The sequence below is a fragment of the Ignavibacteria bacterium genome (genome assembly GCA_016707005.1).
Classification (GTDB): Bacteria; Bacteroidota; Ignavibacteria; order Kapaibacteriales; family Kapaibacteriaceae; genus UBA10438.
Genome location: JADJIQ010000004.1, coordinates 1 through 24,540, shown reverse-complemented (window position 1 = coordinate 24,540; position 24,540 = coordinate 1). Strand labels below are relative to the sequence as shown.

The window sequence follows — 24,540 nt, the reverse complement described above, 5'->3', positions numbered from 1 at the left end:
GTCAGCCTGCTCCGATCGCTGCATCAATGATCGCGCAGAACGATGCGGCCTTGAGCGATGCACCGCCAACCAAGGCTCCGTCGATATCCCTGCACGAGAACAATGTTGCCGCATTCTCATCGGTAACACTTCCACCATAGAGGATGGGTACGTGTTGAGCACCGAAGATGTGGAGTTCACTACGGATGAAAGCGTGCACGTCCTGCGCTTGGATGGGCGTAGCAGCTCGACCGGTACCGATTGCCCAAACAGGTTCATAGGCGATCACACTTGCCTTGATGACGTCTTCCCCTGCCGACGAGGTGATCAAACGTATCTGCGTTCCGATCACATCAGTGGTGATATCGTCGTCTCGTTCGTCGAGGGTTTCACCCACACAGATGATGGGCGTGAGTCCGCAGGCGAGGGCACGAGCGGCTTTCCTACCGATCAGGTCGTTGCTTTCGAATTGGTCACGGCGACGTTCAGAATGCCCAACAATAACGTAGGACACGCCAATGGATGAGAGAACCACGGGGCTCACTTCACCTGTATACGCCCCCTTCTCCTCATGATGACAGTTCTGTGCGCCGATCGAGACATTGGTCCCGGAAGCTGCTTTGATTGCGTTCGTAAGTGAAAGGTAGGGCGGACATACCACGATCTTCACTGAGGAAGGGGCTTTCTGCACGCTGGACGATGATGCGATCTCAGTAACGAGAGCCGACGCCTCATCAGGTGCGGTATTCATCTTCCAATTGCCGGCGATGATGCGTGTTCTCATGGACGATGAACTCCTTTGACCTGGAAGATGCGATACGATGTAAGGTACTGATCGGATTCGAATCCGATACCTTCTATCGTTTCGGTGGGTGTAACGATGCGAACGTATTCGTCGGAACGAATGCGTTGTGTGGAGTTTACCCACAAGAGCTTGGATGTTGTCAGAGTAGTTCGACTCGAATCCGAATGGATCCTCACGTTCCCTATCGCCGTCATATTCTTTGAATGATCATCAACGAATGCTGAGTCTGACGTAAGTATTGCAGAAGGGGCTTTCCCGGTCCGGGAAAAGAAGTCTACCTTCACACCCTTTCCAAGCGTTGTCTGCTGACGATCCTCAAAGATCCTCCCCTCCCCGGCGTGCAGAATGGCCTTGGTATAGGCAGAGTCTGTGAACAGAACCTCAACATTGTACGAGAGGTGTGCCGGCGCTGTGAGAAACGGGTCGTCCTTCAGGCGCGTAGAGGAGGCCCTATCCTGACACGACGTAACAAGAATCGATGCGACTATGATCGTGAGAAGGACCTTCATCGGTGCCAATGATCCAGGACCATCTTGAGAAAATCACCCGACTCATTGAGCGGGAGTTGTGTTGCCGCGTCGCTCTTTGCTGCAGCCGGATCAGGATGTGTCTCAAAGAACAATCCGTCGATCCCCACGGCTGCCGCTGCACGAGCAAGAGCTGGGATGAACTCCCTGCGTCCACCCGATGAGGCACCGATCGATGGTTGTTGTACGCTATGTGTTGCGTCGAAGATCACCGGAAAGCCTGTTGTGGCCATGATCACCAGGGATCGATAGTCCACCACCAGATCGTGATATCCAAAACTCGTACCACGTTCCGTGAGCCAGACCTTGGTGTTTCCCACGGCCGTGACCTTGGCGGCTGCCTTGGCCATGTCATCCGGCGCCATGAATTGCGCCTTCTTGATGTTCACTGTCTTTCCTGTGCGTCCTGCTGCTTCAAGAAGCGACGTCTGGCGACTCAGAAACGCAGGGATCTGCAACACGTCCACGTAGGCGGCAGCCATTGACGCTTCGTCATCCGTGTGGATATCCGTTAGCACAGGCACACCAATTGCTGTACCCGCCTCGCGCAGGTAGGTAAGCGCATCTTCGTCACCAATGCCTTGGAATGCTCCAGCACTTGTTCGGTTGGCCTTTCGGTATGATCCCTTCAGGACAAGATCCACCGGAAGGTCTCGGCAGACAGAGGCAAGATGTTCGGCAACCTGCATGACGATATCTCGTGATTCCACGAGGCAAGGTCCGGCAATGATGATGGGGCGATTCGCTGGGTTCTGCATAGGCGTCGAAATTATCCATTAAATTGAGCCCAGCAGCAAAGAGGCTATGGCACCACGTCCTGACAATATTCCCCTGCGTCGTCGAAATACGACCGACGCAGGTTCGCCCGCGCCTGAAGAGGCGTCCCGTCCGCAACAACGCACGTTGCAGGACGAGCACGACCGTATCCGCCGGTTCAAGATCGTTTCGGTGCTCATCGGACTGCTTGCCATCCTGATGTTGATCGCCTTGGTCTCGTATACTCAGCGCGACGAAGCGAACGCCCAGCTCACCATGCGGGACATGATCGGCGTGATCCGCGGAGACGATGCCCTGCGCGTCCGCTTTGAGACAACATATAACTGGCTAGGCCTGTTGGGCGCTGTTGTTGCGCATTGGATGTACACATCCACCGTGGGCATTTGGTCCATCGCTATCCCTGTCCTGATGCTCTTCTGGGCATGGGATCTGTTCCGCTTCCAACGCATCACGCCCCTTCTCACACGCCGCTCCATCGCTACCTTCAGCGTGATCGTTACCCTGAGCGCCTTTCTCGGCACAATGCAGCTGGTGGAACTCACCAACTGGCTCCCACGCGAGTCATGCGGAGCCATTGGACAGTTCCTCGCCGGCGTCACCACACAATTCATCGGACGCGTAGGCAGTGCCATCGTCTGGATCGTAGCCCTTGGCTTCGTCTCTGTCTTTGGGTTTGAGATCGATCTCTCATCACTCGGACTTAAGACAAAGGGGCTCCTTGGAAAGATCGAGTGGAGAAGAAGTAACAGAAATAATTCGTCCCTCGACTCCGCTCGGGATGACGGTTATGACGAGAATGACGGTTATGACCTTGAAGACGAAGACGAGAACGAGGTAGAGACCGAGCCCACCATCGTTCCACCGATCCGAAGAAGGATACAACGTCCGGTATTGGATGTTGATGATGTGGATGAAGAGCCGGCAACCATTCTTCCGCGTCCGAAGCCGGAGACATTGCGTACGGAATCTTCGATCCCGGCTGAGGGCAAACAACTTTCCAGCTCGGTGAAGATCCTCCGTCCGACAAAGAACGACGCACCTCGCGAGGTTCCACCGGAACCGTCGCCTGCAGACGAAGAGCCACCAAGCGTTGATCTCACGGATCTTCAGAAGAGACTACAAGAACTGCATCCGAAGAAGGATATCAGTTTGTTTGAGGAGAGTGACGGGTCCCTCGACTCCGCTCGGGATGACGCTTCTCTCGACTCCGCTCGGGATGACGCTTCTCTCGATCCTCCCTTCGGCAGGACTGGCTCTGCTCTGGATGACACTCCCCTCGACTCCGCCCGGGATGACGTGTCATCAATTGTGAAGAGACCGTTGGTGGTAACGGTGCAGGATACCTTGTTCCCGGTTGAGCCGGAGATGCAGTTATCCAACGCAACGCTATACGATGAAGAGATCGCCTACAAGCCCCCTACCATTGGACTTCTTGTAGATGTGAAGGACGAGGCTGCTGTTGACGACAAGGAGCTTGAGGCCAATGCGCGTACGTTGCAGGAGAAGCTTGAAACGTTTCGTGTGCGGATCGAGAATTTGACCGTTACACCAGGTCCGGTGGTGACGCAGTATGAGTTTGTTCCGGCTTCTGGTATCAAGGTTTCGCAGATCGAGTCGTTGGCCGATGATATTGCTTTGGCACTCAAGGCGCAAGGTGTGCGGATCATTGCACCAATACCCGGCAAAGGCACTGTTGGTATCGAGATCCCGAATCAACATCCGTCGATCGTGCGGTTCAGTTCGATCATCAAGAGTCCGAAGTATCACAACCCCGACATCAAGCTCCCGCTTGCTATGGGCAAGACGGTGATCGGAGAAGTATTCTGTGCGGATCTCACCAAGATGCCGCACCTCCTCATCGCCGGTGCTACTGGCAAGGGCAAGTCTGTTGGTATCAACACGATCATTGCATCGCTGCTCTATCGTATGCATCCGCGTGATCTCAAGTTTGTGATCATCGATCCAAAGCGCGTGGAGATGAATCTCTATGCAGCATTGCGCGATCACTTCCTTGCCATCTCGCCAGATATCGATGAGACCATCGTCACCTCGCCACAGAATGCCGTAACGGTACTCAAGGCATTGGTAGAAGAGATGCAACAGCGGTTCAGCATCCTTGCTGCTGCCGGACAACGCAACATCAGTGACTACAATCAAAAAGTGCGCGACGGAAAGATCAAGGACAAGGGCGGCATCCGCCATCGTCCAATGCCATTCATCGTTGTGATCATCGATGAGTTGGCAGACTTGATGATGACCGCTTCGAAGGAAGTGGAAGAGCCGATCTGTCGCCTCGCCCAGCTCGCCCGCGCCGTCGGTATCCACTGTATCGTTGCTACGCAACGTCCGAGTGTTGACGTTGTAACCGGACTTATCAAGGCCAACTTCCCGGCCCGTATCGCCTATCAATGTTCGTCGCGTATCGACTCACGTACCATCCTTGACGGAACAGGTGCTGAGCACCTTATCGGTAACGGAGACATGCTCTTCGCTCCCGGCAATACGCCAATCCCTATTCGTATGCAGAATGCCTTTATCTCTACGGAGGAAACTGAGGCGCTGTGCGAATGGATCGGCGGTCAAAAGGGCTACTCTACACCGTACATGTTGCCGTCCGTGAACAAACGCGGTGGTGGTATGGGAGGGGGCTCCAGTGATCGCGACGCACTGTTCGAAGATGCAGCACGCATCTTCATCCAACTCCAGCAAGCCAGCACGTCAACACTGCAACGCCGACTCAAGGTTGGCTACGCGCGTGCAGCCCGCATCGTTGACGAACTCGAAATGGCCGGTATCGTTGGCCCACCTGATGGCTCACGCGGTCGCCCCGTATTACTCCAAAGCGAATCTGAGCTCGAAGCCTATTTGTAAAGCCCTTATGACGGTATGACTGTTATGACGGTTATGACGTCATCCCGAGGAGCGGAGCGACGCGGGACCTCGTCATCCCGAGCGTAGTCGAGGGAGCGTAGTCGAGGGACGAGTCATACTGTCATAACCGTCATAATCGTCATAACCGTCATAACCGTCATAACCGTCATAATCGTCATAACTCTTGTCACGTTTCATCACAAACAAGACACAAGGATGTGAATGACACATCCCACGTCGATAACGCCAATGAAGATCGCCATTGTGATCCATCCCGAAGAAGGACATGGATTCTGGGTAGAGGTACCGACTCTACCTGGATGCGTGTCTCAGGGTGATTCGATTGAACAAGCGGTGGCCAACATTCGAGAAGCTATACTGGCCGTACTCGAAATCGATCTTGAGGGAATTGTCATTGAACCCAATGACAAGATCCTTGAGATCGAGATATGAGAGTATGCGTTAAAGGATTGACGCGCCATATACTGGCAATCGTTGATAGAACCGGCGGTGGATAACACTATATATTTATGACTGTTATAACTGTTATGACGTCATTCCGACATAACGTCATGATGTCATTTCCTCACCGAGGTCCCTCGTCGCTTCGGGCACGGCATGCCGTGCCCCTACGCTCCTCGGGATGACGCTTGCCCCGATGTTCTGTGTATAAAGAAACGCGAGCACCATCATTGATGGTGCTCGCGTTTCTACACCTAATTGTAGGAGTGGACGTAGCGTCATTTCTTCCCATCGTATCTTTGTTGGTTTGCTTCATTCCAACACGCCCTATGACCCGCGATTTAGAGCCCCTTACCGAAGTTGATGGTGAACACACGATGATCCGTGTGCGGGGAGCTCGTGAGCATAATCTCAAGAACATCCATCTGGAGATCCCGCGCGATCAGTTGACGGTGATAACGGGGCTCAGTGGTTCCGGGAAGTCATCGTTGGCATTTGATACGATCTATGCCGAGGGTCAGCGCCGATACGTGGAGTGTATGTCCTCCTATGCCAGGCAGTTCCTAGGAGTGATGAAGAAGCCGGATGTGGACTTCATTGAAGGTCTCTCCCCTGCCATTTCGATCGAACAGAAGAGCATCGGGATGAGTCCGCGCTCCACGGTTGGCACAGTAACGGAGATCTACGACTACCTGCGATTGCTCTATGCGAAGGTGGGTACACAGTTCTGCGTGACCTGTGAGATCCCGGTGAAGCAGCAGACCACGGAGCAGATCGTGGAGACGTTGTTGGCGTTGCCTGTTGGGACGCGACTCCAGATCCTGAGTCCGGTGGTAAAGGGTAGGAAGGGGCATTATCGCGAACAGTTCGATCAGTTCCGACGTCAAGGATTCACACGTGTACGCGTGGACGGCGAACTCACGGAGATCACGGAAGGCATGCAGCTGGCTCGGTATAAGGTTCATACGATCGAGTTGGTGATCGACCGACTTGCCGTGGATCCGGAGAGTCCGCGCAGACTCACAGAAAGTGTCGAGACTGCCCTCTCGCTTGGTGATGGCGGACTCACTGTCCTGTCTGAAACAACGCCCGAGGTTTGGGAAGATCGATTCTTCAGCACGCAATACGCATGTCCGCAATGTGGCACATCGTATCAGACGCCGGCACCAAACATGTTCTCGTTCAACTCTCCGTTCGGTGCTTGCAGCTCGTGTGAAGGGATCGGTGAAATGATGGACTTCGATCCTGCACTTGTTGTGCCTGATCCGTCGATCCCCTTGCTGAATGGTGGTATCGCGCCCCTTGGAAAAAAGCGGGAAACATGGTTGTGGAAACAGGTGATCTCGTGGTGTGAACACATGAAGATCCCGATGAATGTCCCCTTAGGTGAGCTCACTGATGAACAACTCAACGGCATCCTCTACGGTCTTGGTGGTTCATCAATCAATGTTGCCTACAGCGGAACAACGGTAAAACACTCCTACATCGGCGTGTTGCCATCACTCAGACATCAACACGAACAGACGAGCACGGCCACGGTACGGAAGTCGATCGAACGGTTCTTTGCAACCATTCCGTGCAGAGAGTGTGGTGGTGCCCGACTCAAGCCCGCACACCTGCACGTGCGTATCGCCGGGAAGAACATCCATGAATCGTCGGTGTTCGATATCACTTCGGCGCACTCCTGGTTCAGTTCACTTGCTGCGAAACTCACGGACCGACAGAACATCATCGCCACATTGATCCTCAAGGAGATCACCAGCAGGTTGAGTTTCCTCCACGAGGTTGGCTTGTCCTATCTCACACTCGATCGCAGCGCACGTTCCCTCTCCGGTGGTGAATCTCAACGTATTCGACTTGCCTCGCAGATCGGATCGCAGTTGGTTGGGGTAACCTATGTCTTGGACGAGCCAAGTATCGGTCTTCATCAGCACGACAACCGAAAGCTCATCACGTCGCTCAAGAACCTGCGAGATCTGGGTAACACCATTCTTGTTGTTGAGCACGACAGAGAGATGATCGAGGAAGCCGATCACGTGATAGACATCGGTCCCGGTGCCGGCGTCCACGGCGGTGAGATCATCGCCGAGTTTTCGATCAGGGGGCGGCCCGTGGCAATGAAGCTCTTGGACATAACAAGGACTACGATCGCTCTCTTACGCTGCAGTACCTCACCGGCGACCGTCAAATGGACGTGCGTTCGGTACGCAGAGAAGGCAATGGCAAGGTGTTGCGTCTTGTTGGTGCACGTGGACACAATCTGCACAACGTCACGTTAGAATTGCCCCTTGGCACCTTTACCTGTATCACCGGCATGAGCGGGTCGGGCAAGAGTACCCTCATCAATGACACGCTCTACCCCATCCTCTCCCGACATTTCTACAACGCCGAGTCTGTTCCTCTTCCCTACGACCGTGTAGAAGGCATAGAACACATCGACAAGGTGATCGAGATCGATCAGACACCGATCGGGCGCACACCACGGTCGAATCCGGCAACCTATACCGGACTCTTCACGCAGATCCGTGATTTCTATACCATGCTCCCCGAGGCCAAGATCCGCGGATATCTGGCCGGACGGTTCAGTTTCAACGTATCGGGTGGACGCTGCGAGGAGTGTGAAGGTGTAGGCATCCGCAAGATCGAAATGAACTTTCTGCCTGATGTCTATGTTCCTTGTGACATCTGCGGCGGAAAACGCTACAATGCCGAGACCCTTACCGTCCGGTTCAAGGGCAAATCCATTGCCGACGTGCTGAACATGACCGTTGAAGAGGCCTATGAGCTCTTTACGGACATTCCACGCATCAAGGCCAAGCTTGGAACGCTTATGGACGTGGGTCTGACCTATATCACGCTCGGTCAACAGGCTCCCACGTTGTCAGGGGGCGAGGCACAACGCGTCAAACTCGCCACCGAACTATCCAAGACAAGCACGGGTAAAACGTTATACCTCCTCGATGAACCAACCACCGGACTCCATTTCGAAGACACTCGTGTTCTCTTGCGACTGCTGGACAAGCTTGTGGCAAAGGGAAATACGGTGATCGTGATCGAGCACAATCTCGATGTGATCACCTACGCAGACCACATTGTGGACCTGGGGCCAGGTGGCGGACGAGACGGAGGAAGGATCGTGGCTTGTGGGACTCCCGAGGTTGTTTCCCTCAATCCTGAGAGTATCACAGGAACCTACATTAAAACGGAACTCGCTGCCAACTCACTATAGACCATTGCCGACGCCCATCAGCTCATCACACCAATGAGGACGCCGACAGATGACGAAGTATAGCAATCGACTTGAATGGACCTCCATTCGAAGGATCTTAAAGACCGAGAAACGAGACGTGATCATCGTCGTGATCTACTCCGTTCTCGCAAGCCTACTGGGGCTTGTAGTTCCCCTCAGTTCCCAAGCCATCGTTAATGCCGTTGCCTTGGGTGTGTTCAGCCAACAGCTTGTGGTCCTCTGTATCATCGTCTTCTCAGCGATGGTGGCAACGGCAGTGATCTCCGTGTTTGAGCGATATGTGATCGATATGATCCAACGTCGCATGTTCGTGAACACGGCGTTCGATATCGTTTATCGACTTCCGCACCTCTCTCAGTCTTCACTCAGAGAGTCATACGGCCCCGAACTCGTGAACCGGTTCTTCGACGTTGTGACCATCCAGAAGTCCGTTGGCAAATTCCTGCTCGAGGGTACGAATGCTGTGTTGGTACTGCTCACCGGACTCATCGTGCTTGGAGTATACCACCCGTTCTTCCTTTTGTACGACCTTGTCTTCATGCTCTTTGTCCCGGTTCTGATCTACGGATTGGGCAGAGGCGCAGTGGCCAACGCCATCAGTGTTTCCAAGAAAAAGTATATGGCAGCTGCGTGGCTGGAAGATGTGGCTCGGAATCAGCTCGGGTTCAAGTTGACTGGGGCAAGCCCCCTTATCCTCAATCGCATGGATGAGATCGGGACAGGATATGTAGAGTCGAAACACAGGCTTTACATAGTTCTGGCTCGCCAGATCTTTGGCTCATATCTCTTCAAAGGGTTTGCAACAGTAGGGATCCTTGCACTTGGCGGGATCCTGGTGATCGAACAGGCCATCTCGTTGGGTCAACTCGTTGCTGCCGAGATCATCATCATCCTCATTCTGGGTGCGATGGAGAAACTCATCGGTCAGTTCGACATGTACTACGACCTCGTGGCTGCTCTCGACAAACTCTCTACGATCATCGAATTGCCAACAGAGAGGACAGACGGACTTCCCGTGCACAACCGTCCGTCCGGCGGGACTGTGGACGTACGAAATGTTGGCTTCAGCTATGGCGATCACGAAGTCCTCAAGGACGTAACCTTTGTGATCAACGCCGGCGAACGTGTGAGCCTTGTGGGGGCGAGCGGCGCTGGCAAGTCTACTCTTGCCCAGATCATGATCGGACTCGACACTCCGTCACGCGGTTCAATTGAGGTAAATGGCGTTGATACGCGTGTTGCAGAACTCCATTCCTTGCGCGCACGAGTAGGATATGTCTTCCCCGAGAATCAGATCATTCCTGGAACGGTTCTTGAGAACATCACACTTGGACGAGTGGTATCGCAAGAAGATCTGCAGTGGACGCTACGGATGGCCCACTTAACAGAGAGTGTACGAGACCTTCCGAATGGACTCGACACCCAACTCACAGCAACGGGTGAGAATCTTTCGTTCGGGATGCGCCGGCGCATCTTGTTCGCACGGATGATCATGAGCAAGCCCGACGTGCTTATCATCGATGAAGCGTTTGAAGGAATTGAAGACGCCGTCAAACTATCCATGCTTGATGACCTGATGGCATGGCCTCATTGGACCATCATCAACATCTCGCACGACCCCGAGGTAGTTCATCGCACATCGTATGTCCATGTGTTGCAAGAAGGCCGGATCACGGAGTCGGGAACTCCACAAGAACTTCATAGCAAGGCAGGCACCTTCTGCAGCCTCTTCCCCGTAGGAGGTCACCATGGTTGATCTACGTAACAGACACGTCCATACCTTGCTTTCAACAAGCACCATCCACCGCAAACTCGTAGTCTTCATTGGTGTCTTGCTTGCCTTTACCCTCGCCTTTCTCATCCTTGTGCCGTGGCAGCAAACCGTTGTTGGGAGCGGCAAAGTAACGTCCTTTGCTCCCGAGGCCAGACCTCAGACCGTAGAGAGCAGGATCAGTGGTCGGATCGTTCGCTGGTATGTTCGAGAAGGGGCTCATGTGAACAAGGGAGATACTATTGCGATCCTTGCGGATATCAATGTGAACTTCCTTGATACGAACCTTCTCAACCGACTTCAGGTTTTGCGTGAGCGCACGTTTGATGCGCAGGAAAAGGCCATCAATGTTGCGATCCAACGTCGCAAGCAGGCCGAGCAACGCTATAACGCATCACTTGCCCGACTCGAAAACGTGATGGTTGAGATCAGCACGGCCCGTATTCGGTACCTACGTGCAGACACTCTCTTCAAACAAGATCTCGTCTCGCGAAGAGAAGTGGAAACTGCCCAACTGAATCTCCAAAAAGCCATGGCAGATTCTGCAACGGCTTTTGCTGGCATGACGTCGGCTCAACAAGACATCAACGCCTTTGTTGCCGAAGAAGAGCGAGTGATCAATCAGGCCTACGTTACCATGCAGGAAGTGGATGTACGGCTCGGTAATGCTGAAGGCCGCGTTGGATCGGGTGTTATCCTGGCGCCCCTTACCGGAACAGTGGTACGTATCGCTAAGGCCGGCTCCGGACAGACCGTGAAAGAAGGCGAAGAGCTTGCCTTGATCGTACCAACATCGAATGACCAAGCCGTGGAGATCTATGTGAGTGGAATGGATGCTGCTCTGATACAACCCGGCAGATACGTGTCATTACAGTTCAGTGGATTCCCCGCCTTCCAATTCAGCGGATGGCGCCACGTGAACGTTGGTGTATTCCATGGGCGCGTGAAGGTTGTTGATGCCGTTGATGATGGCACAGGTCGTTTCCGCGTGCTTATCATCCCGACAGATGATCCGCAATATTCAACATGGCCCGACGGACGATACCTGCGCCAAGGCACTGATGCAACGGGCTGGGTACTGCTCGACGAAGTCCCGATCGGATACGAACTCTGGCGTCAGCTCATGGGCTTCCCGCCGCAGTTCCCCGTCCCGATCAAGGACACCAAGGTCTCATCCAAGAGTTCGGCAAAGGACGAAGCAACATGAAGGTCTACGCCGTTCTGATCATCGCAGTGATGATGATGGTGGGAACTACCAGTTCCTTCGCGCAATCAACGTTGCGGCTCGACGACTTTCTCCGTCAGGTAGAGTTGAACAACCCTGCACTGCGTTCGGCTGACTTTGAACCGGAGCTCGCAGAGGCCGAAGTCCGTTCGGCACTTGGCAGATTCGATCCGGTCCTCAACATGTCCTACGAATACAAGGACAAGGACGGCAAGGACAAGCTCAACCTCTTTGACGGATCGTTGGAGCTTCCTCTTGACATGCTCTTCGGCCCAAAACTCAAGGCATCGTACTCCCGTGGTATCGGCAGCAGTATCAATCCGGAGTCGGGCACAACAACTCCCGGAGAAGGGGCGTTGGGGATCTCCATGCCCATTCTTCAGGGGATCTTTACGGACAGCCGACGCAACCAACTGCGCAAGGCGATGCTCCGTCCGGATCTCGCCCAAGCGCAGTACCGTCTCGAGCGGAACAACCTCCTGCGTACGGCCGGCATGCGCTACTGGGACTGGAGCGAGGCACTCGCAGCTGTTGAGGTGGCAGACACCATGCTGGCCTTGGCCGTACGACGTTTGAACTTTGTTGCGCGCAGGGCGCAGGCCGGCGAGAGCGCCGTGATCGACAGCGTCGAGATCGCTCAAGAAGTAGAGCGTCGCAAGGGCGAACGCTTCCGTGCGCTGCGCATCGAGGAGCAACTCAGAGTGGATGTAGCTGTCTTCCTGTGGAATGGGAACGGTACGCCGCAACAGACCATTGGGACGCGGCCGTTGGATCTGCCCCCTATCGCCGATACTACCGTGCAGGCGATCGATGCGGCAAATCTTGCCCGTGCCACACGTCCGGAACTTCGCAGAGCCGAAGTGTTTCAACAGACCTCGCGTCTGGATTCGTCCTTGGCGCAGGAGTTCATGAGACCCTACATCGAGGTGGAAGCGGCCTTGCTTGCCTACGACGTAACGTCATTGAGCAACACCGATTACAAGCTCGGTTTCCGGATCAATCAGCCCCTTCTCTTCAGACAGGCATCGGCCCAACAGCAAACCGCCGGGATCACCGTACAACGGGCAGATCTTACGCGGTCGCTCATCGAGCGGATGGTGGATGCCGACGCTGTGAATGCCGTGATCGCCATTGACCGATCCAGGGAGCGTCTCGAGGCATCGAATGAAGAGGTTCGGCTTGCACGGTTCATGGTTGACGCGGAACAACGCAAGTTCGTGGCGGGTGAATCCACACTTCTCCAGCTCAATCTGCGGGAACGGTTCCTGGCTGAGGCACTTCTACGTCAGGTCTCGGCCCGTGCTGATTGGGCCCGTGCAAGATTGATGCTGCGTTGGGCCACAGGAACCATTTGATTCCCGTATCTTTGTGGTCTTATCCAGTCAATTCAAACGAGAGTTACATGAACATCCTTGTCTGCATCAGTCAGGTGCCGGACACTACCACGCGTGTTACCGTGGGTGCCGATGGGAGCAGTATCAACCCAGCCGGCGTGAAGTTCATTCTTAACCCTTACGACGAGTTTGCCATCGAAGAAGGCCTGCGTCTGAAGGAAAAGAATGGCGGAACCGTTACAACCGTCACCGTTGGCCCGGATACGGCAAAGGAAGTGCTCCGCACTGCCCTAGCGATGGGTTCTGATACGGCGATCTTGGTGAAGGATGACGCACGCTCGGACTCCTTTGTGATCTCTTCAGCCATCGCCGAGCTTGCTACGGAGACCTCACCTGATGTGATCATCTTTGGTCGCCAATCCATCGATTTCGATTCGTTTGTTGTGCCGTCCATGGTTGCCGAGATCCTCGGTTGGCCGAACGTTTCCATGGCCTCAACACTCACGATCGATGGTACGAACGTATCAGCAGAGCGTGATATTGAAGGTGGTAAGGAGATCGTTTCGTCCTCGCTTCCGTGTGTGATCAGTGCTCAGAAGGGGCTCAATGATCCTCGTTATCCAAAGCTCCCGGATATCATGAAGGCAAAGTCGAAGCCGATCACTGAGCGTGCCGCTTCGTCGGCAAGTGCTCGAGTTGCCACCGTTGGCATGACCCTGCCGGAAACAAAACGTCTGAACAAGATGATGAGTGACAGCGAAGCCGACATCGAACAATTGGTACGTCTCCTCCACGAAGAAGCGAAGGTGATCTAATGAGCATACTGATCTTCCTCGAAGTTTCCGGTGACGGACTCAAGCGTTCCTCGTACGAAGCCATCACGGCTGCCCGCAGCATCTCTGGCGGTGCTCCATTGGTTGGAGTAACCATCAATGCAACTGACGCGCAGATCGCAACGGCGGGTGCCTATGGTCTGTCGCAGTGTTACAACGTAACAGGTGCCGACTGGACATCCTTCAAGAACAGCGCCGTTGCTGCTGCAGTGGCAGAGGCAGCCACAACATGTGGTGCAAGCACTGTACTCTTTTCTGCAAATGCCACCGGCAAGGACATCGCACCACGCGTTGCTGTTCGGTTGCAGGCCGGTCTGTTGCCGGATTGCACAGAGCTGCACGGCACACCTACGTCGCTCGAGGCCACACGTCCCGTCTATGCCGGCAAGGCCACCATCCGCGTCAAGGCAACTACACCAACAACCGTAGCAACCCTGCGTCCAAACGTCTTCACGGCTCGCGAAGATGGTGCTGCTACAGTTGCCATCACTGCGTTTGCACCTACTGCCAGCGCCGGGATCCGCACGTCGACCGTAACAGGCATTTCGAAGAACGAAGGCATGCTTGACGTAGCAGAGGCCGACATGATCGTATCGGGAGGTCGCGGACTCAAGGGTCCGGAGAACTTCCATCTTGTTGAATCCCTCGCACGCAGTCTCGGCGCAGCCGTTGGCGCATCTCGTGCCGTGGTTGATGCCGGATGGCGTCCACACCGTGAGCAGGTTGGTCAAACAGGCAAAACTGTAAGCCCAACCATGTATATCGCCTGTGGTATCAGCGGCGCTGTGCAGCACTTGGCCGGAATGTCAACAAGTAAGATCATCGTTGCCATCAACAAGGACAAGGACGCACCGATCTTCAAGGTTGCCGACTATGGCATCGTTGGAGATGTCTTTGAAGTGCTTCCGAAGCTCACACAAAAGATCTCTTCTGTCACAGGTCGCAGCTGATCGGACATTGCGATGAACAAGATCCAGGTAGACATCCTCGGGCTCTCCATCAACCCCAATTCACAGCGGGCCTACGCCCTGTTGTTGAAAGAGGTTGACGGAACACGTCGCCTCCCCATCGTGATCGGCGAACCCGAGGCGCAAGCCATCGCCAACGAACTCGAAGGTGTACGTCCGCAGCGCCCCATGACGCATGACCTGCTCAAGAACATCATCGAAACCCTCGGCGCAACCATACGCGAGATCGTCATCAGCTCCATCAAGGAAGGCACGTTCTATGCAACCATCGTCTTTGAGTTCTCCGAACTCGAAGTGGATGCCCGTCCAAGCGATGCCATTGCCTTAGCCGTCCGCTGCGGTGCCCCAATGTATGTGACCGATATCATCATGGACGAGATCGCCATGCAGGCTGAAGACATTCCCGAGATCGAAGAAGGGGCAAGTGACACCCCTGAAGAAGAAGAAGACGACAATGAACTCAAACGTCTGCAACAAAGCAGCGTTGTCCAAGAAGCCCCCTCCGAGCCCCTGACCTTCCGTCAGAGACTCGAACAGGAACTCGATCAAGCGATCAAGGTAGAAGATTACGAAGCGGCCGCACGCATCCGCGATGAACTGCAACGCCTCACCGGCGATGCCTGAACATCGATGATTTGCGAGCAATTCTTATCTTTGTGGCCCGCGATGCCGGAGTAGCTCAGGTGGTTAGAGCAATGGAATCATAATCCATGTGTCGGGGGTTCAAGTCCCTCCTCCGGTACCAAGAACGCAGAACAGCGAACAGCGAACAGCGAACACAGAACAGAGAACTCTGTTTAATTCTGTGTTCGCTGTTCGCTGTTTTATGTTCGCTGTTCGCTGTTCACTGTTCGCTGTTCACTGTTCGCTGTTCACTGTTCGCTGTTCACTGTTCGAGAGAGCTTTCCTCTCCGCCGGCACCCTCACCAGCACCAGCAACGCAAGATTCAGCACGGTTCCTACCACAGCCGTTATTGGTGCATTGACAAGAAGTGGAACGGCGATGAACTCCATGATCACCGCAACGTAGTTTGGATGCGGGATGAACTTGTAGGGTCCGGTGCGTACCAGACGTTTGCCGGGAACGATGATGATCCGTGTGTTCCACGCATCTCCCAATGACGAGATGGCCCAATAGCGCAATGCTTGGGCGGCAACAAAGACCGTTGCCCAGATCGGCCATAGAGTTGAAGTGCCTACAAGCTCGTGACCATTCCCACGAACGACACTCTCTGTGATGAAGCCAACGAACCACAACACATGCAAGAGCACGATCACGGGATAATGCCCAGCCCCATACTCAACTCCACCACGCGCCTTCGCCCGCCGTTCGTTACGACGTGCCATCACCAATTCTGATAGGCGTTGAAGGATGAGGATGGTGGTGAGGAGTTCGAGCAATGTGCTAATGTGCTAATGTGCTAATGTGCTAATGTGCTAATGTGCTAATGTGCTAATGTGCTAATGTGCTAATGTAACCTCGTAACCATGTAACTAAGTAACTATGTAACTATGTAACTAAGTAACTAAGTAACTGAGTAACCAGTAACTAGTAACTAGTAACTAGTAACTAGTAACTAGTAACTAGTAACTAGTAACTAGTAATTGCTCCGCACTAAACCCTGGTCCAAGGGCGCTCATGATGGCGTATCCTGGTGTATTGGTTGTGTTGAGGAATTCATTGAGGACGAAGAGGACACTGACGCTTGACATGTTGCCGTAATCGCGCAGGATGTTGCGGGCGATGGTGAAGGTTGAAGGGGGCATTCCGGTTGCCTCTGCATAGGCATCGAGGACCTTTGCACCGCCTGGATGGGCGATGATCGACGTGATCTCGTTTCGTGCGATTGACCATGAGGCACAGGCGTCATCAAGCACTGTTGGGAGGTGTTGTCGAACAAAGCTCGGGATGTCTCGGGAGAAACGAACGCGAAGTCCTGTGTCTGCAACGTCCCAGCCCATGATGTCTTCGGTGTCCGGGAACAAGGTGCTGTAGCCGCCAAGGATCGTTGGGCCGGTGCCGTTGGAGCTGACGCAGACAGCGGCGGCGCCATCACCGAAGATGGAACTGCCAACGATGTTGGACTTCGATGTGTCCGACTGTTGGAAAGTGACGCTGCAGATCTCTACGGCGACGAAGAGGACGAGTCCGCCACCAAGTGCGCGCGACATCTCGGCGGCCCGAGCAAGTCCGGCAACACCCGCAGCGCAACCGAGTCCGAAGATCGGTAGACGTTTGGTGTGGAGTGAAAGTCCGAGCGTTTGGATCAGGGCTGCATCGAGCGACGGCGTCATGATCCCCGTTGTGCTTGCAACAACGATCCCAACAACTTCCTTCTCACGTCCGGCAAGTGCCACGCGTGCTGCTTCGGTGGCAAGACGTACGGCGCTCTCGGCATAGACGGCATTTGATTCAGCGAATCCATGCTCCGTGGCATACCACTCGGGTGGACGTACGAAGCGTCGGGTTTGAATGTGACCGTGCTCAAAAACGTGGAGTAATCTCGACAGATCCTGCACGGACTCGCCGAACACTCGCTCTACCGTTGCACGCACGATCTCTTGATCAACAATGTATTCCGGTGAGGCCGTACCTATACCATCGATTCGAACGTTGATCATAAGGTTGACGGAGCATCCGGCTCTGGTGTAGCACAGGTATTGCGAAACGCGATCTGTGAAAGTCTCTTGCGATGGTCGCTTCGCCAATCGATACGCGGACGTTGCTTCTCGGGTGGAAGGTATCCGAGACGGTACACAGCCATGAGCTCAAGGTCATCGGGGACGTTCAGGATCGACTTCAACTCATCCCATGCCTCAGGGATCTCCATGGGCGTTGAAACGAACTGTATACCCATACCCAACTCCCCCGTCATCAGCCACACGTGTTCAATGGCCATGCCCAGCGATAGTGTGCAATAGTATCCGGAGAGCTCACCCGGTTTGTATTCTTCCTTCGTGAGTAGTGCAGCAAGGAGTAAGGGGCTCCCCTCGATCAACTTGCGGTTGTCTTCGCCCAGGAGTTTTGCAACACCAAGCTTCGACAGAACATTCATCACGTTATCTGAGAACACCTGCTTGATGAAGGGGCGAAGCGCCATCGGCATTTGATCGATGAAGATGCCATCTCTACGCTCATCCATCTCCTCTTGTGAGAAGCGGAAATATTTTCTGTAGCGGGTGAAGAAGGAGCCCCCTTCGATGAGCTGCGTCATGGTTCGTCCGCCGATAGTAGCGATCTGAGAGCGTACCTGCGGATCGTCGATGAGGATGAACCGCCACGGTTGTGAGTTGAAATGACTCGGTGCGCGCTCTGCTGCTTCTACGAGCATACGTTGATGTTCGATCGACACCGGACGCGGATCGAAGTGTCCGTTTGATGTCTTCCGCGATCGTATCGCTTCACGAAGGGTCATTCAGGTCTTTCATACAGATGATCGATTGTCTCGGCATGTGCGGCGAGCACCGCCTTGCGTTTGACCTTCAGCGTTGGTGTGAGGAGGCCGTTCTCAACAGTGAAGGGTTTGGTGATCACCGCAAAGCGACGTACACGTTCGTATTTGGGGAGCTCTCGCTGTAGTTTATTGATGTCGGCCTCCATGGCTCGATGCAACTCCGGAGAAGTCCACAATGTTTCCTGTGACTCATACTTCACGGTGTTTTTCTCAGCCCAGGTCCTTACGGCCTCTGCGTCCGGCACGATCAGTGCCGTGCAGAATTCTCTGGCATCACCAACAAGCATCATTTGATCGATCAAGGGGCTTTGCATGATCAATGCTTCGATCGGACCTGGAGCGATGTTCTTACCACCGCTTGAGACAAGGAGGTGTTTCTTGCGGTCTGTGATGCGGAGGTGACCCTTTTCGGTGAACTCTCCGATGTCGCCGGTATGCAGCCAGCCATCCGCGTCGATACACTCTCGTGTTGCCGCGTCATCGTTCCAATATCCCTTCATGATGCTTGGTCCGCGCGCAAGGATCTCTCCGTCTTCGGCAATACGCACCTCCACGCCCGGCAATGGAGGACCCACGGTGCCGAGTACCACATCACCGAGTCGGTGAGCCGATATCACGGGAGAAGTTTCCGTAAGACCATATCCTTCTACGATGGTGAGACCGATGATGCGGAAGAACCGTCCAACCTCGTGGTTGAGTGCTGCGCCCCCTGACACAAAGAACCGCAATCGACCACCGGTTCGTTCCCGGATCTTGGAGAATACCAGTTTGTCGGCAATCGCCCGCTGAAGAACGGTGAACACTCCACGATCCCCTTCGTCATAACGTTCGCCTACCTTCATTGCCCAGCGGAAGATCTTCTGTTTGATAGGTGAATCGCGCTCAACGGCACCGAGGACACGCGCACGAATACGTTCGAAGAGTCGAGGGACCGACGTCATGATCGTGGGCTTCACTTCCTTCATCAACTCTGCTACGGACTCGATCGATTCGGCTATGTAGACCGATGCGCCGGCGGCAAAGGCTAGGTAATGTCCGGTCATGCGTTCATAGCTATGACACATCGGTAGGTACGACAGAAACGAATCCGTCTCCGTAACATCGATCGTGTGAAGTGCGCTGTCAACATTGGCTGTAAGGTTTCGATGTGTAAGCATCACACCCTTTGGATTTCCCGTGGTACCGCTTGTGTAGATAAGCGTGAGGAGATCTTCTGATCGTACTCGAGATGCAAGGGTTGTGAATTTCGTTCTCCGCTCCTGTGGGGTGCTCTCTGCCCTGCTGCGTTCCATCACCGACTGCATACTCACAATGCGAGGATTGTCCGATAGATGTTCGTTCATCGTAATGATGAGTCGAACCGTTGGCATTTCATCCCAGACCTCTAGAACCTTGCGTAGCTGGGCGGCATTGGAGACGATGATGGCCGTTGCTTCGCAGTTGTTGAAGATGAACTGCTCTTGGTGTGCTGTGAGTGTGGGAAAGATCGGTACGTCTACGATGCCAATGCCTGCCATCGCAAAATCCACCACTACCCATTCCGTGCGGTTCTCACTTACAACTCCTACGCGTTCTCCCGGAGCCAGGCCATACCTGAGGAGTCCGTCAGCAAAGAGTTCCACTTGCTGGCGCACCTCTTCATGTGTCAGTGGGTGCCAAGCCCCTTCACTGCGATGGGTGTAGGCGATCTTGTTGGGGTTTCCTTCATAGCGTGCACAGACGCTGAGGAACATCTCCGGGATCGTTGTTGCAGTCATGAATACCTCCTGACTGCAATATGGGATTCCTCAGTCGAAGAACGACCAATCAACGCTCAATCGAATTGCGCGTGTGATCTCCGGTGCGTACGAGGTGGTATACCAGCGCTGACCGAGGATGTTCTCATATGATGCGCGGACGGTTGCATTCCCAACCATGGCCATGAGGAAGACGTTGAGTCCGTCATACTGATCGCCGGACTTCATCGTGGGTTCCACATACGTCCAGGAAGGGGCTACGTACTGCGGCAACCGTGCTTCACTGAGCCAGCGTCCGCTCACTCCCAACCGTACAGAATTACGACCTACCTCATAGACGTAGGCAACAGAGAGGTCGCCCATCATCAACGGGAAACGTTGGTCCTCGACGTCGGTGGTTGTTGAACGTGTGACACGCACTACCGGACGTACCTCGATGTCCCCTAGTCGCCACGTTGCGTCGGCTGCAACGCCAAGGATCATCCGCGATGAAGCGTTAGAGGATGTGGCACTTGTATAGACGCCGTTGTTGACAACTCCGACAGCTACGATCGGATCGTTAATGAAGCGGGCATAGGCCGTGGCCGATGCGTGGATGTTCTTTGTGTTCCACTGTCCGCTGGCTGAAAAGAGGTAATGACGTTCAGCGTCGAGACCGTATCCCTCAGTTTCAAAGGGGGCTCGTTCAGATGTGGACGCATCAACAGAATAGTGACCATCGTACGTGAGAAGTCGGAGTCCGGCTCCTGCCCCAACCATGAACCGCGAATCCTGCAACGCCAAGCGAGCCGCACCACGAAAGACCAACGATGGCGTGAGATCAAACGTAATGTGACCAAAGGCCTGGGAATTCGAGTAGTCCAGATTATATGGCTCCAGTGTTCCTGAAGAACCCATTGTTTCGGTAGGCCGTCTCGTGAGATCCGAGATGACTCCGATGCGTAGGCGCATCACACCGATCGTTTGATCATAGCGTACCTGAGCTCCAAGAACAGCGGCCGTCCGAAGCGACCCCTCGAGTGTATCACCTGTCGTGTTGTAGTTCGCAGAATCTCCATAGCGTCGAACTGCTGAATACGTGCCGAACAGAGTTGCCGTGATCACGCTTGATGAATCATCGGCCATGACCTGTGCAAAGTTGGCTGTGATATCGTGACGTCGCGTGTTATCTGCTAATGCGAAGTTGACCGGCGGTGCCGCATCTTCCGTGAACTCCGTGGAGAGTCCGGCATACCGTACACCTCCCCAAAGACCTGTGTTTAGCGATGCCAATTCATACGACACCATCAGGTGCGATCGCGGGCTCATCGTCCATCGAACTGCCGCGCGCACATTCCAGATATCGAAACTCGTATTGGTATAACGTCCATTGGCTCCGCTGCGCTTTACACCAACCGTAACATTGAAGTTCTCCGCCACATTCTGCGAGAACGTTCCGTCCATGGCAACGATATCGCCCCCTCCTTGATGATACCACAGGGCGGTATAGGGGGTAGCGCTGTTGTGGATCATCGACTGCATGTTCATCGCCGTCAGCGTCATGCTAGGGGCAAGACCAACAGCATCAGTACCGGTGAGGATCTCGACACGTTCCAGTCCGGCGGGTTGGGCTTGGATCAATTGGTATGTGCCCGACCACGATTCTATTAGGGGGCGAGTGTTGATGCTCACAGCAAGGTCAACATTCATACCGCCCATTACACTCAGTCCGTCATTCTGACCGAATCCGCCGTGGGAAAGCGGCATCCAATGTGTGCCTCGATAGAGAGCATCGGCAAGCGCACCATACTGCAGCTTTCGCATGTCGAGCTTGGTGATCTGCGTCTCCGTCTCAACGTCAGAAGCGGTCAGCCGACCCAATGCCCGCCATGGGGCGGGCATTGAATCGGTAACGACCACAGTTCGTTGCGTAAACGCTGTATCGCGCGCAGGGGGCTGTGCCGGCGGCGCACCCTGTGCGGGTGCTTGGGCTTGCGACAGCGCCTGCATGGGCGCGAGAACACCGATGCAGAAAAAACACCACCAGGTGAAGATGGCCTTCACCTGGTGGGGGTTATGCATCTGGTGTAGGAGTATCTGCACCGTTCGTGTCCGGCGTGCCTTCTGCTCCTTCTATTCCATCCACCTCGTCGTCTTCGTCACGCGTAACGGTTGTGATATCGGCGATCTGATCTCCCTCTTCGAGGCGGATCAGCTTCACACCCTGCGTGTTGCGACCGAGCTGGCGGACGTCCTTTACTTGCTGACGGATGAGGATGCCGTTGGTGGTGATCACCACAAGATCCTGCGTGTCGTGTACTTCAAGAATGGCGCAGATCGGTCCGGTCTTCTCCGTCATGTTCATCGCGATCACGCCCTTGGCGCCACGCTTTGTCATGCGGAACTCATCAACCACCGTGCGCTTTCCATATCCGCGCGTGCCAACAACGATCACCTGGGCATCGCTGCGTCGGACGGCGGTGAGAGAGATCACGTAGGCGCTTTCGGCAAGGGAGATGCCCTTTACGCCGGCGGCTGCGCGACCCATCGGACGAACATCCTTTTCCGGGAATCGCACGGCAAGACCGTTCGATGCACCGATGAGGATCTCCATCGAACCATCTGTGAGACGTGCACCGATCAAACGGTCATCGTCATCAAGGTTCACCGCGATGATGCCGTTGGAACGGACGTTCGCAAAGTCCTTGAGGGATGTCTTCTTCACCGTGCCGTTACGTGTTGCCATGAAGATGTAGAGATCCTCACGGTCGAAGTCTGTAACGGACAGATAGGCCGTTACCTTTTCGTCCGCCTGCTTCTGGATCACATTTGCAAGGGAACGCCCCTTGGCATTTCGTGAGCCTTCTGGGATGTCGTAGACCTTTTGACGGTAGACGCGACCACGATCCGTGAAGAACAACATGTAGTGGTGCGTAGAGGCTTGGAAGAGGTGCTCTACCCAATCGTCCTCATACGTTCCGGCACCGGCAACACCACGTCCGCCACGATGCTGACGACGATACGTCGTTACAGCTGTGCGCTTGATGTATCCGTTGTGCGAGATCGACACGATCACTTCTTCGTTGGCGATCATGTCTTCGAGCGTGAAGTCCTTGGCATCGTACACAACCTGCGTGCGACGCTCATCACCGTACTTCTCGGCAAGTTCTTTGAGTTCTGTTCCGATGATCTGCATCTGCAGGTCCTTGCTTGCAAGGATGGCACGCAGACGTTCGATGGTCTGAATGACCTCGGCGTATTCGTTTTGGATCTTCTCACGCTCCAGGCCGGTGAGGCGCTGGAGACGCATGTCGAGAATGGCCTTGGCTTGGATCTCTGAGAGACCAAAGCGCGACTGCAATCTCTCCGAAGCTTGTTGTGCGTCCTTCGATTCACGAATGGTCTTGATCACTGCCTCGATGTTATCGAGAGCGATGATGAAGCCTTCCAAGATGTGGGCGCGTTTTTCAGCGGCATCCAGGTCGTATTGGGTACGACGGACAACAACCACGTTGCGGTGCTTGAGGAACTCTTCCATGAGTTCCTTGAGCGTGAGGATGCGCGGACGACCATTAACAAGCGCAAGCATGATAACGCCGAACGTCACCTGCATCTGTGTGTGCTTGTAGAGGTTGTTAAGAACAACCATCGGCACACCATCACGCTTGAGTTCGATCACGATGCGCATTCCGTCGCGGTCAGACTCATCACGGATATCGGAGATATCCTCAAGTGACTTTGCCTTCACGAGGTCGGCGATCTTTTCAATGAGTCCGGCCTTGCTAACCTGGTACGGCAGCTCATTGATGATGATAGCTTCGCGTCCCTGCTTATTGGTCTCCGTGATCGCCTTTGCACGCACGAGGATCTTTCCGCGACCCGTGGTGTAGGCATTACGCACACCTTCATAGCCGTAGATGATACCGCCCGTTGGGAAGTCCGGCGCAGTCACATACTTCAGCAGCTCTTCGTTTGCGATTGCCGGATCTGCGATAACCGCTTGGATGCCGTTGATGATCTCGCGCAGGTTATGCGGCGGGATGTTCGTAGCCATACCAACGGCGATACCGTTCGCACCATTAACGAGCAAGGTTGGAAGAACTGCCGGCAGGACCGTTGGTTCTTGCAAGGAATCGTCGAAGTTCGAACGGAAGTCTACCGTGTTCTTATCGATGTCGCGCAAGACTTCCATTGCCAGACCGGTCATACGGGCTTCCGTATAACGCATAGCGGCCGGAGAGTCTCCGTCAACCGATCCAAAGTTGCCCTGTCCGTCTACGAGTTGGTAGCGCATCGACCACGGCTGTGCAAGGCGCACCATGGCGTCATACACGGCTGAGTCACCGTGTGGGTGGTACTTACCCAGCACTTCCCCGACGATACGAGCGCTTTTCTTGTATGGTCGATTGGGTGCCATACCCAATTCGTACATGGCATACAGGATCCGGCGGTGAACCGGCTTCATACCGTCCCGTGCATCCGGAAGAGCACGAGAAACGATCACCGACATGGAATAATCGAGGTACGAATCCCGCATCTCGTCCTCCATCAGGACGGGCAGGATTTTT

Annotated in this window: 17 protein-coding genes, 1 tRNA gene and 1 pseudogene; 10 read left to right on the top strand and 9 right to left on the bottom strand. The window is 54.5% G+C overall.

Translation table 11 applies throughout. From position 1 onward, the window contains the following. Position 1: 1 nt before the first annotated feature. Genes IPI29_06715 through kdsA form a run of 3 tightly spaced genes read right to left on the bottom strand, consistent with a single transcriptional unit; the run spans position 2 to position 2,069 of the window. Positions 2-763 carry a triose-phosphate isomerase gene (locus tag IPI29_06715; protein MBK7412228.1) on the bottom strand — a complete coding sequence of 254 codons (762 nt, stop codon included), beginning with the start codon at positions 761-763 and terminating at the stop codon, positions 2-4. Beyond that, a complete protein-coding gene (gene lptC, locus IPI29_06710) occupies positions 760-1,293 on the bottom strand; it encodes an LPS export ABC transporter periplasmic protein LptC (protein MBK7412227.1) in 534 nt (177 codons plus the stop codon). Before lptC ends, IPI29_06715 begins: the two co-directional genes overlap by 4 nt. Further along, the gene (kdsA, locus tag IPI29_06705) at positions 1,290-2,069 is read right to left on the bottom strand and encodes a 3-deoxy-8-phosphooctulonate synthase (protein ID MBK7412226.1); all 780 of its coding nucleotides are present in this window, start codon (positions 2,067-2,069) and stop codon (positions 1,290-1,292) included. The genes lptC and kdsA overlap by 4 nt, the downstream gene beginning before the upstream one ends. 46 nt (positions 2,070-2,115) lie before the next feature. Here kdsA and IPI29_06700 point away from each other — a divergent pair, with 46 nt between their 5' ends. The 10 genes and pseudogenes from IPI29_06700 to IPI29_06655 all read left to right on the top strand — a co-directional run bounded on the left by IPI29_06700 (position 2,116) and on the right by IPI29_06655 (position 15,547). Beyond that, on the top strand, positions 2,116-4,959 hold the full coding sequence (locus tag IPI29_06700; GenBank protein MBK7412225.1) for a DNA translocase FtsK: 2,844 nt from the start codon (positions 2,116-2,118) through the stop codon (positions 4,957-4,959). A gap of 222 nt (positions 4,960-5,181) precedes the next feature. Next, positions 5,182-5,412 (top strand): type II toxin-antitoxin system HicB family antitoxin, encoded by a 231-nt coding sequence (locus IPI29_06695; GenBank protein MBK7412224.1) that lies wholly within the window; start codon positions 5,182-5,184, stop codon positions 5,410-5,412. Between the two features lie 386 nt (positions 5,413-5,798). Next, positions 5,799-8,650 (top strand): annotated as a pseudogene (uvrA, locus tag IPI29_06690) (excinuclease ABC subunit UvrA). A 49-nt stretch (positions 8,651-8,699) separates the two neighbouring features. Next, positions 8,700-10,427, top strand: coding sequence for an ATP-binding cassette domain-containing protein (locus IPI29_06685; GenBank protein MBK7412223.1), 1,728 nt, complete (start codon positions 8,700-8,702; stop codon positions 10,425-10,427). Further along, positions 10,420-11,649: an HlyD family efflux transporter periplasmic adaptor subunit gene (locus tag IPI29_06680; GenBank protein ID MBK7412222.1), complete on the top strand. Its 1,230-nt coding sequence runs from the start codon at positions 10,420-10,422 to the stop codon at positions 11,647-11,649. Before IPI29_06685 ends, IPI29_06680 begins: the two co-directional genes overlap by 8 nt. Next, complete coding sequence (locus IPI29_06675) at positions 11,646-13,022, top strand: TolC family protein (GenBank protein ID MBK7412221.1); 1,377 nt, start codon at positions 11,646-11,648, stop codon at positions 13,020-13,022. Before IPI29_06680 ends, IPI29_06675 begins: the two co-directional genes overlap by 4 nt. 47 nt (positions 13,023-13,069) lie before the next feature. After that, the gene (locus IPI29_06670) at positions 13,070-13,816 is read left to right on the top strand and encodes an electron transfer flavoprotein subunit beta/FixA family protein (protein ID MBK7412220.1); all 747 of its coding nucleotides are present in this window, start codon (positions 13,070-13,072) and stop codon (positions 13,814-13,816) included. Then, on the top strand, positions 13,816-14,784 hold the full coding sequence (locus tag IPI29_06665; GenBank protein MBK7412219.1) for an electron transfer flavoprotein subunit alpha/FixB family protein: 969 nt from the start codon (positions 13,816-13,818) through the stop codon (positions 14,782-14,784). Before IPI29_06670 ends, IPI29_06665 begins: the two co-directional genes overlap by 1 nt. A 12-nt stretch (positions 14,785-14,796) precedes the next feature. Then, on the top strand, positions 14,797-15,426 hold the full coding sequence (locus IPI29_06660; GenBank protein MBK7412218.1) for a bifunctional nuclease family protein: 630 nt from the start codon (positions 14,797-14,799) through the stop codon (positions 15,424-15,426). A 44-nt stretch (positions 15,427-15,470) separates the two neighbouring features. Next, positions 15,471-15,547 (top strand) — tRNA-Met (locus IPI29_06655). A gap of 113 nt (positions 15,548-15,660) precedes the next feature. On the opposite strand, the gene IPI29_06650 is transcribed toward IPI29_06655, so the two are convergent. The 6 genes from IPI29_06650 to gyrA form a co-directional block, all read right to left on the bottom strand. Further along, positions 15,661-16,149 (bottom strand): hypothetical protein, encoded by a 489-nt coding sequence (locus tag IPI29_06650; protein MBK7412217.1) that lies wholly within the window; start codon positions 16,147-16,149, stop codon positions 15,661-15,663. Between the two features lie 237 nt (positions 16,150-16,386). Then, the gene (locus IPI29_06645; protein MBK7412216.1) at positions 16,387-17,424 is read right to left on the bottom strand and encodes a stilbene synthase; all 1,038 of its coding nucleotides are present in this window, start codon (positions 17,422-17,424) and stop codon (positions 16,387-16,389) included. Then, positions 17,421-18,218, bottom strand: coding sequence for a nitroreductase family protein (locus IPI29_06640; protein MBK7412215.1), 798 nt, complete (start codon positions 18,216-18,218; stop codon positions 17,421-17,423). Before IPI29_06640 ends, IPI29_06645 begins: the two co-directional genes overlap by 4 nt. Further along, on the bottom strand, positions 18,215-20,014 hold the full coding sequence (locus IPI29_06635) for a long-chain fatty acid--CoA ligase (protein MBK7412214.1): 1,800 nt from the start codon (positions 20,012-20,014) through the stop codon (positions 18,215-18,217). The genes IPI29_06640 and IPI29_06635 overlap by 4 nt, the downstream gene beginning before the upstream one ends. 30 nt (positions 20,015-20,044) lie before the next feature. Then, positions 20,045-22,054, bottom strand: coding sequence for a hypothetical protein (locus IPI29_06630; protein MBK7412213.1), 2,010 nt, complete (start codon positions 22,052-22,054; stop codon positions 20,045-20,047). Next, positions 22,047-24,521: a DNA gyrase subunit A gene (gene gyrA, locus IPI29_06625; protein MBK7412212.1), complete on the bottom strand. Its 2,475-nt coding sequence runs from the start codon at positions 24,519-24,521 to the stop codon at positions 22,047-22,049. The genes IPI29_06630 and gyrA overlap by 8 nt, the downstream gene beginning before the upstream one ends. Between the last annotated feature and the right edge of the window lie 19 nt (positions 24,522-24,540).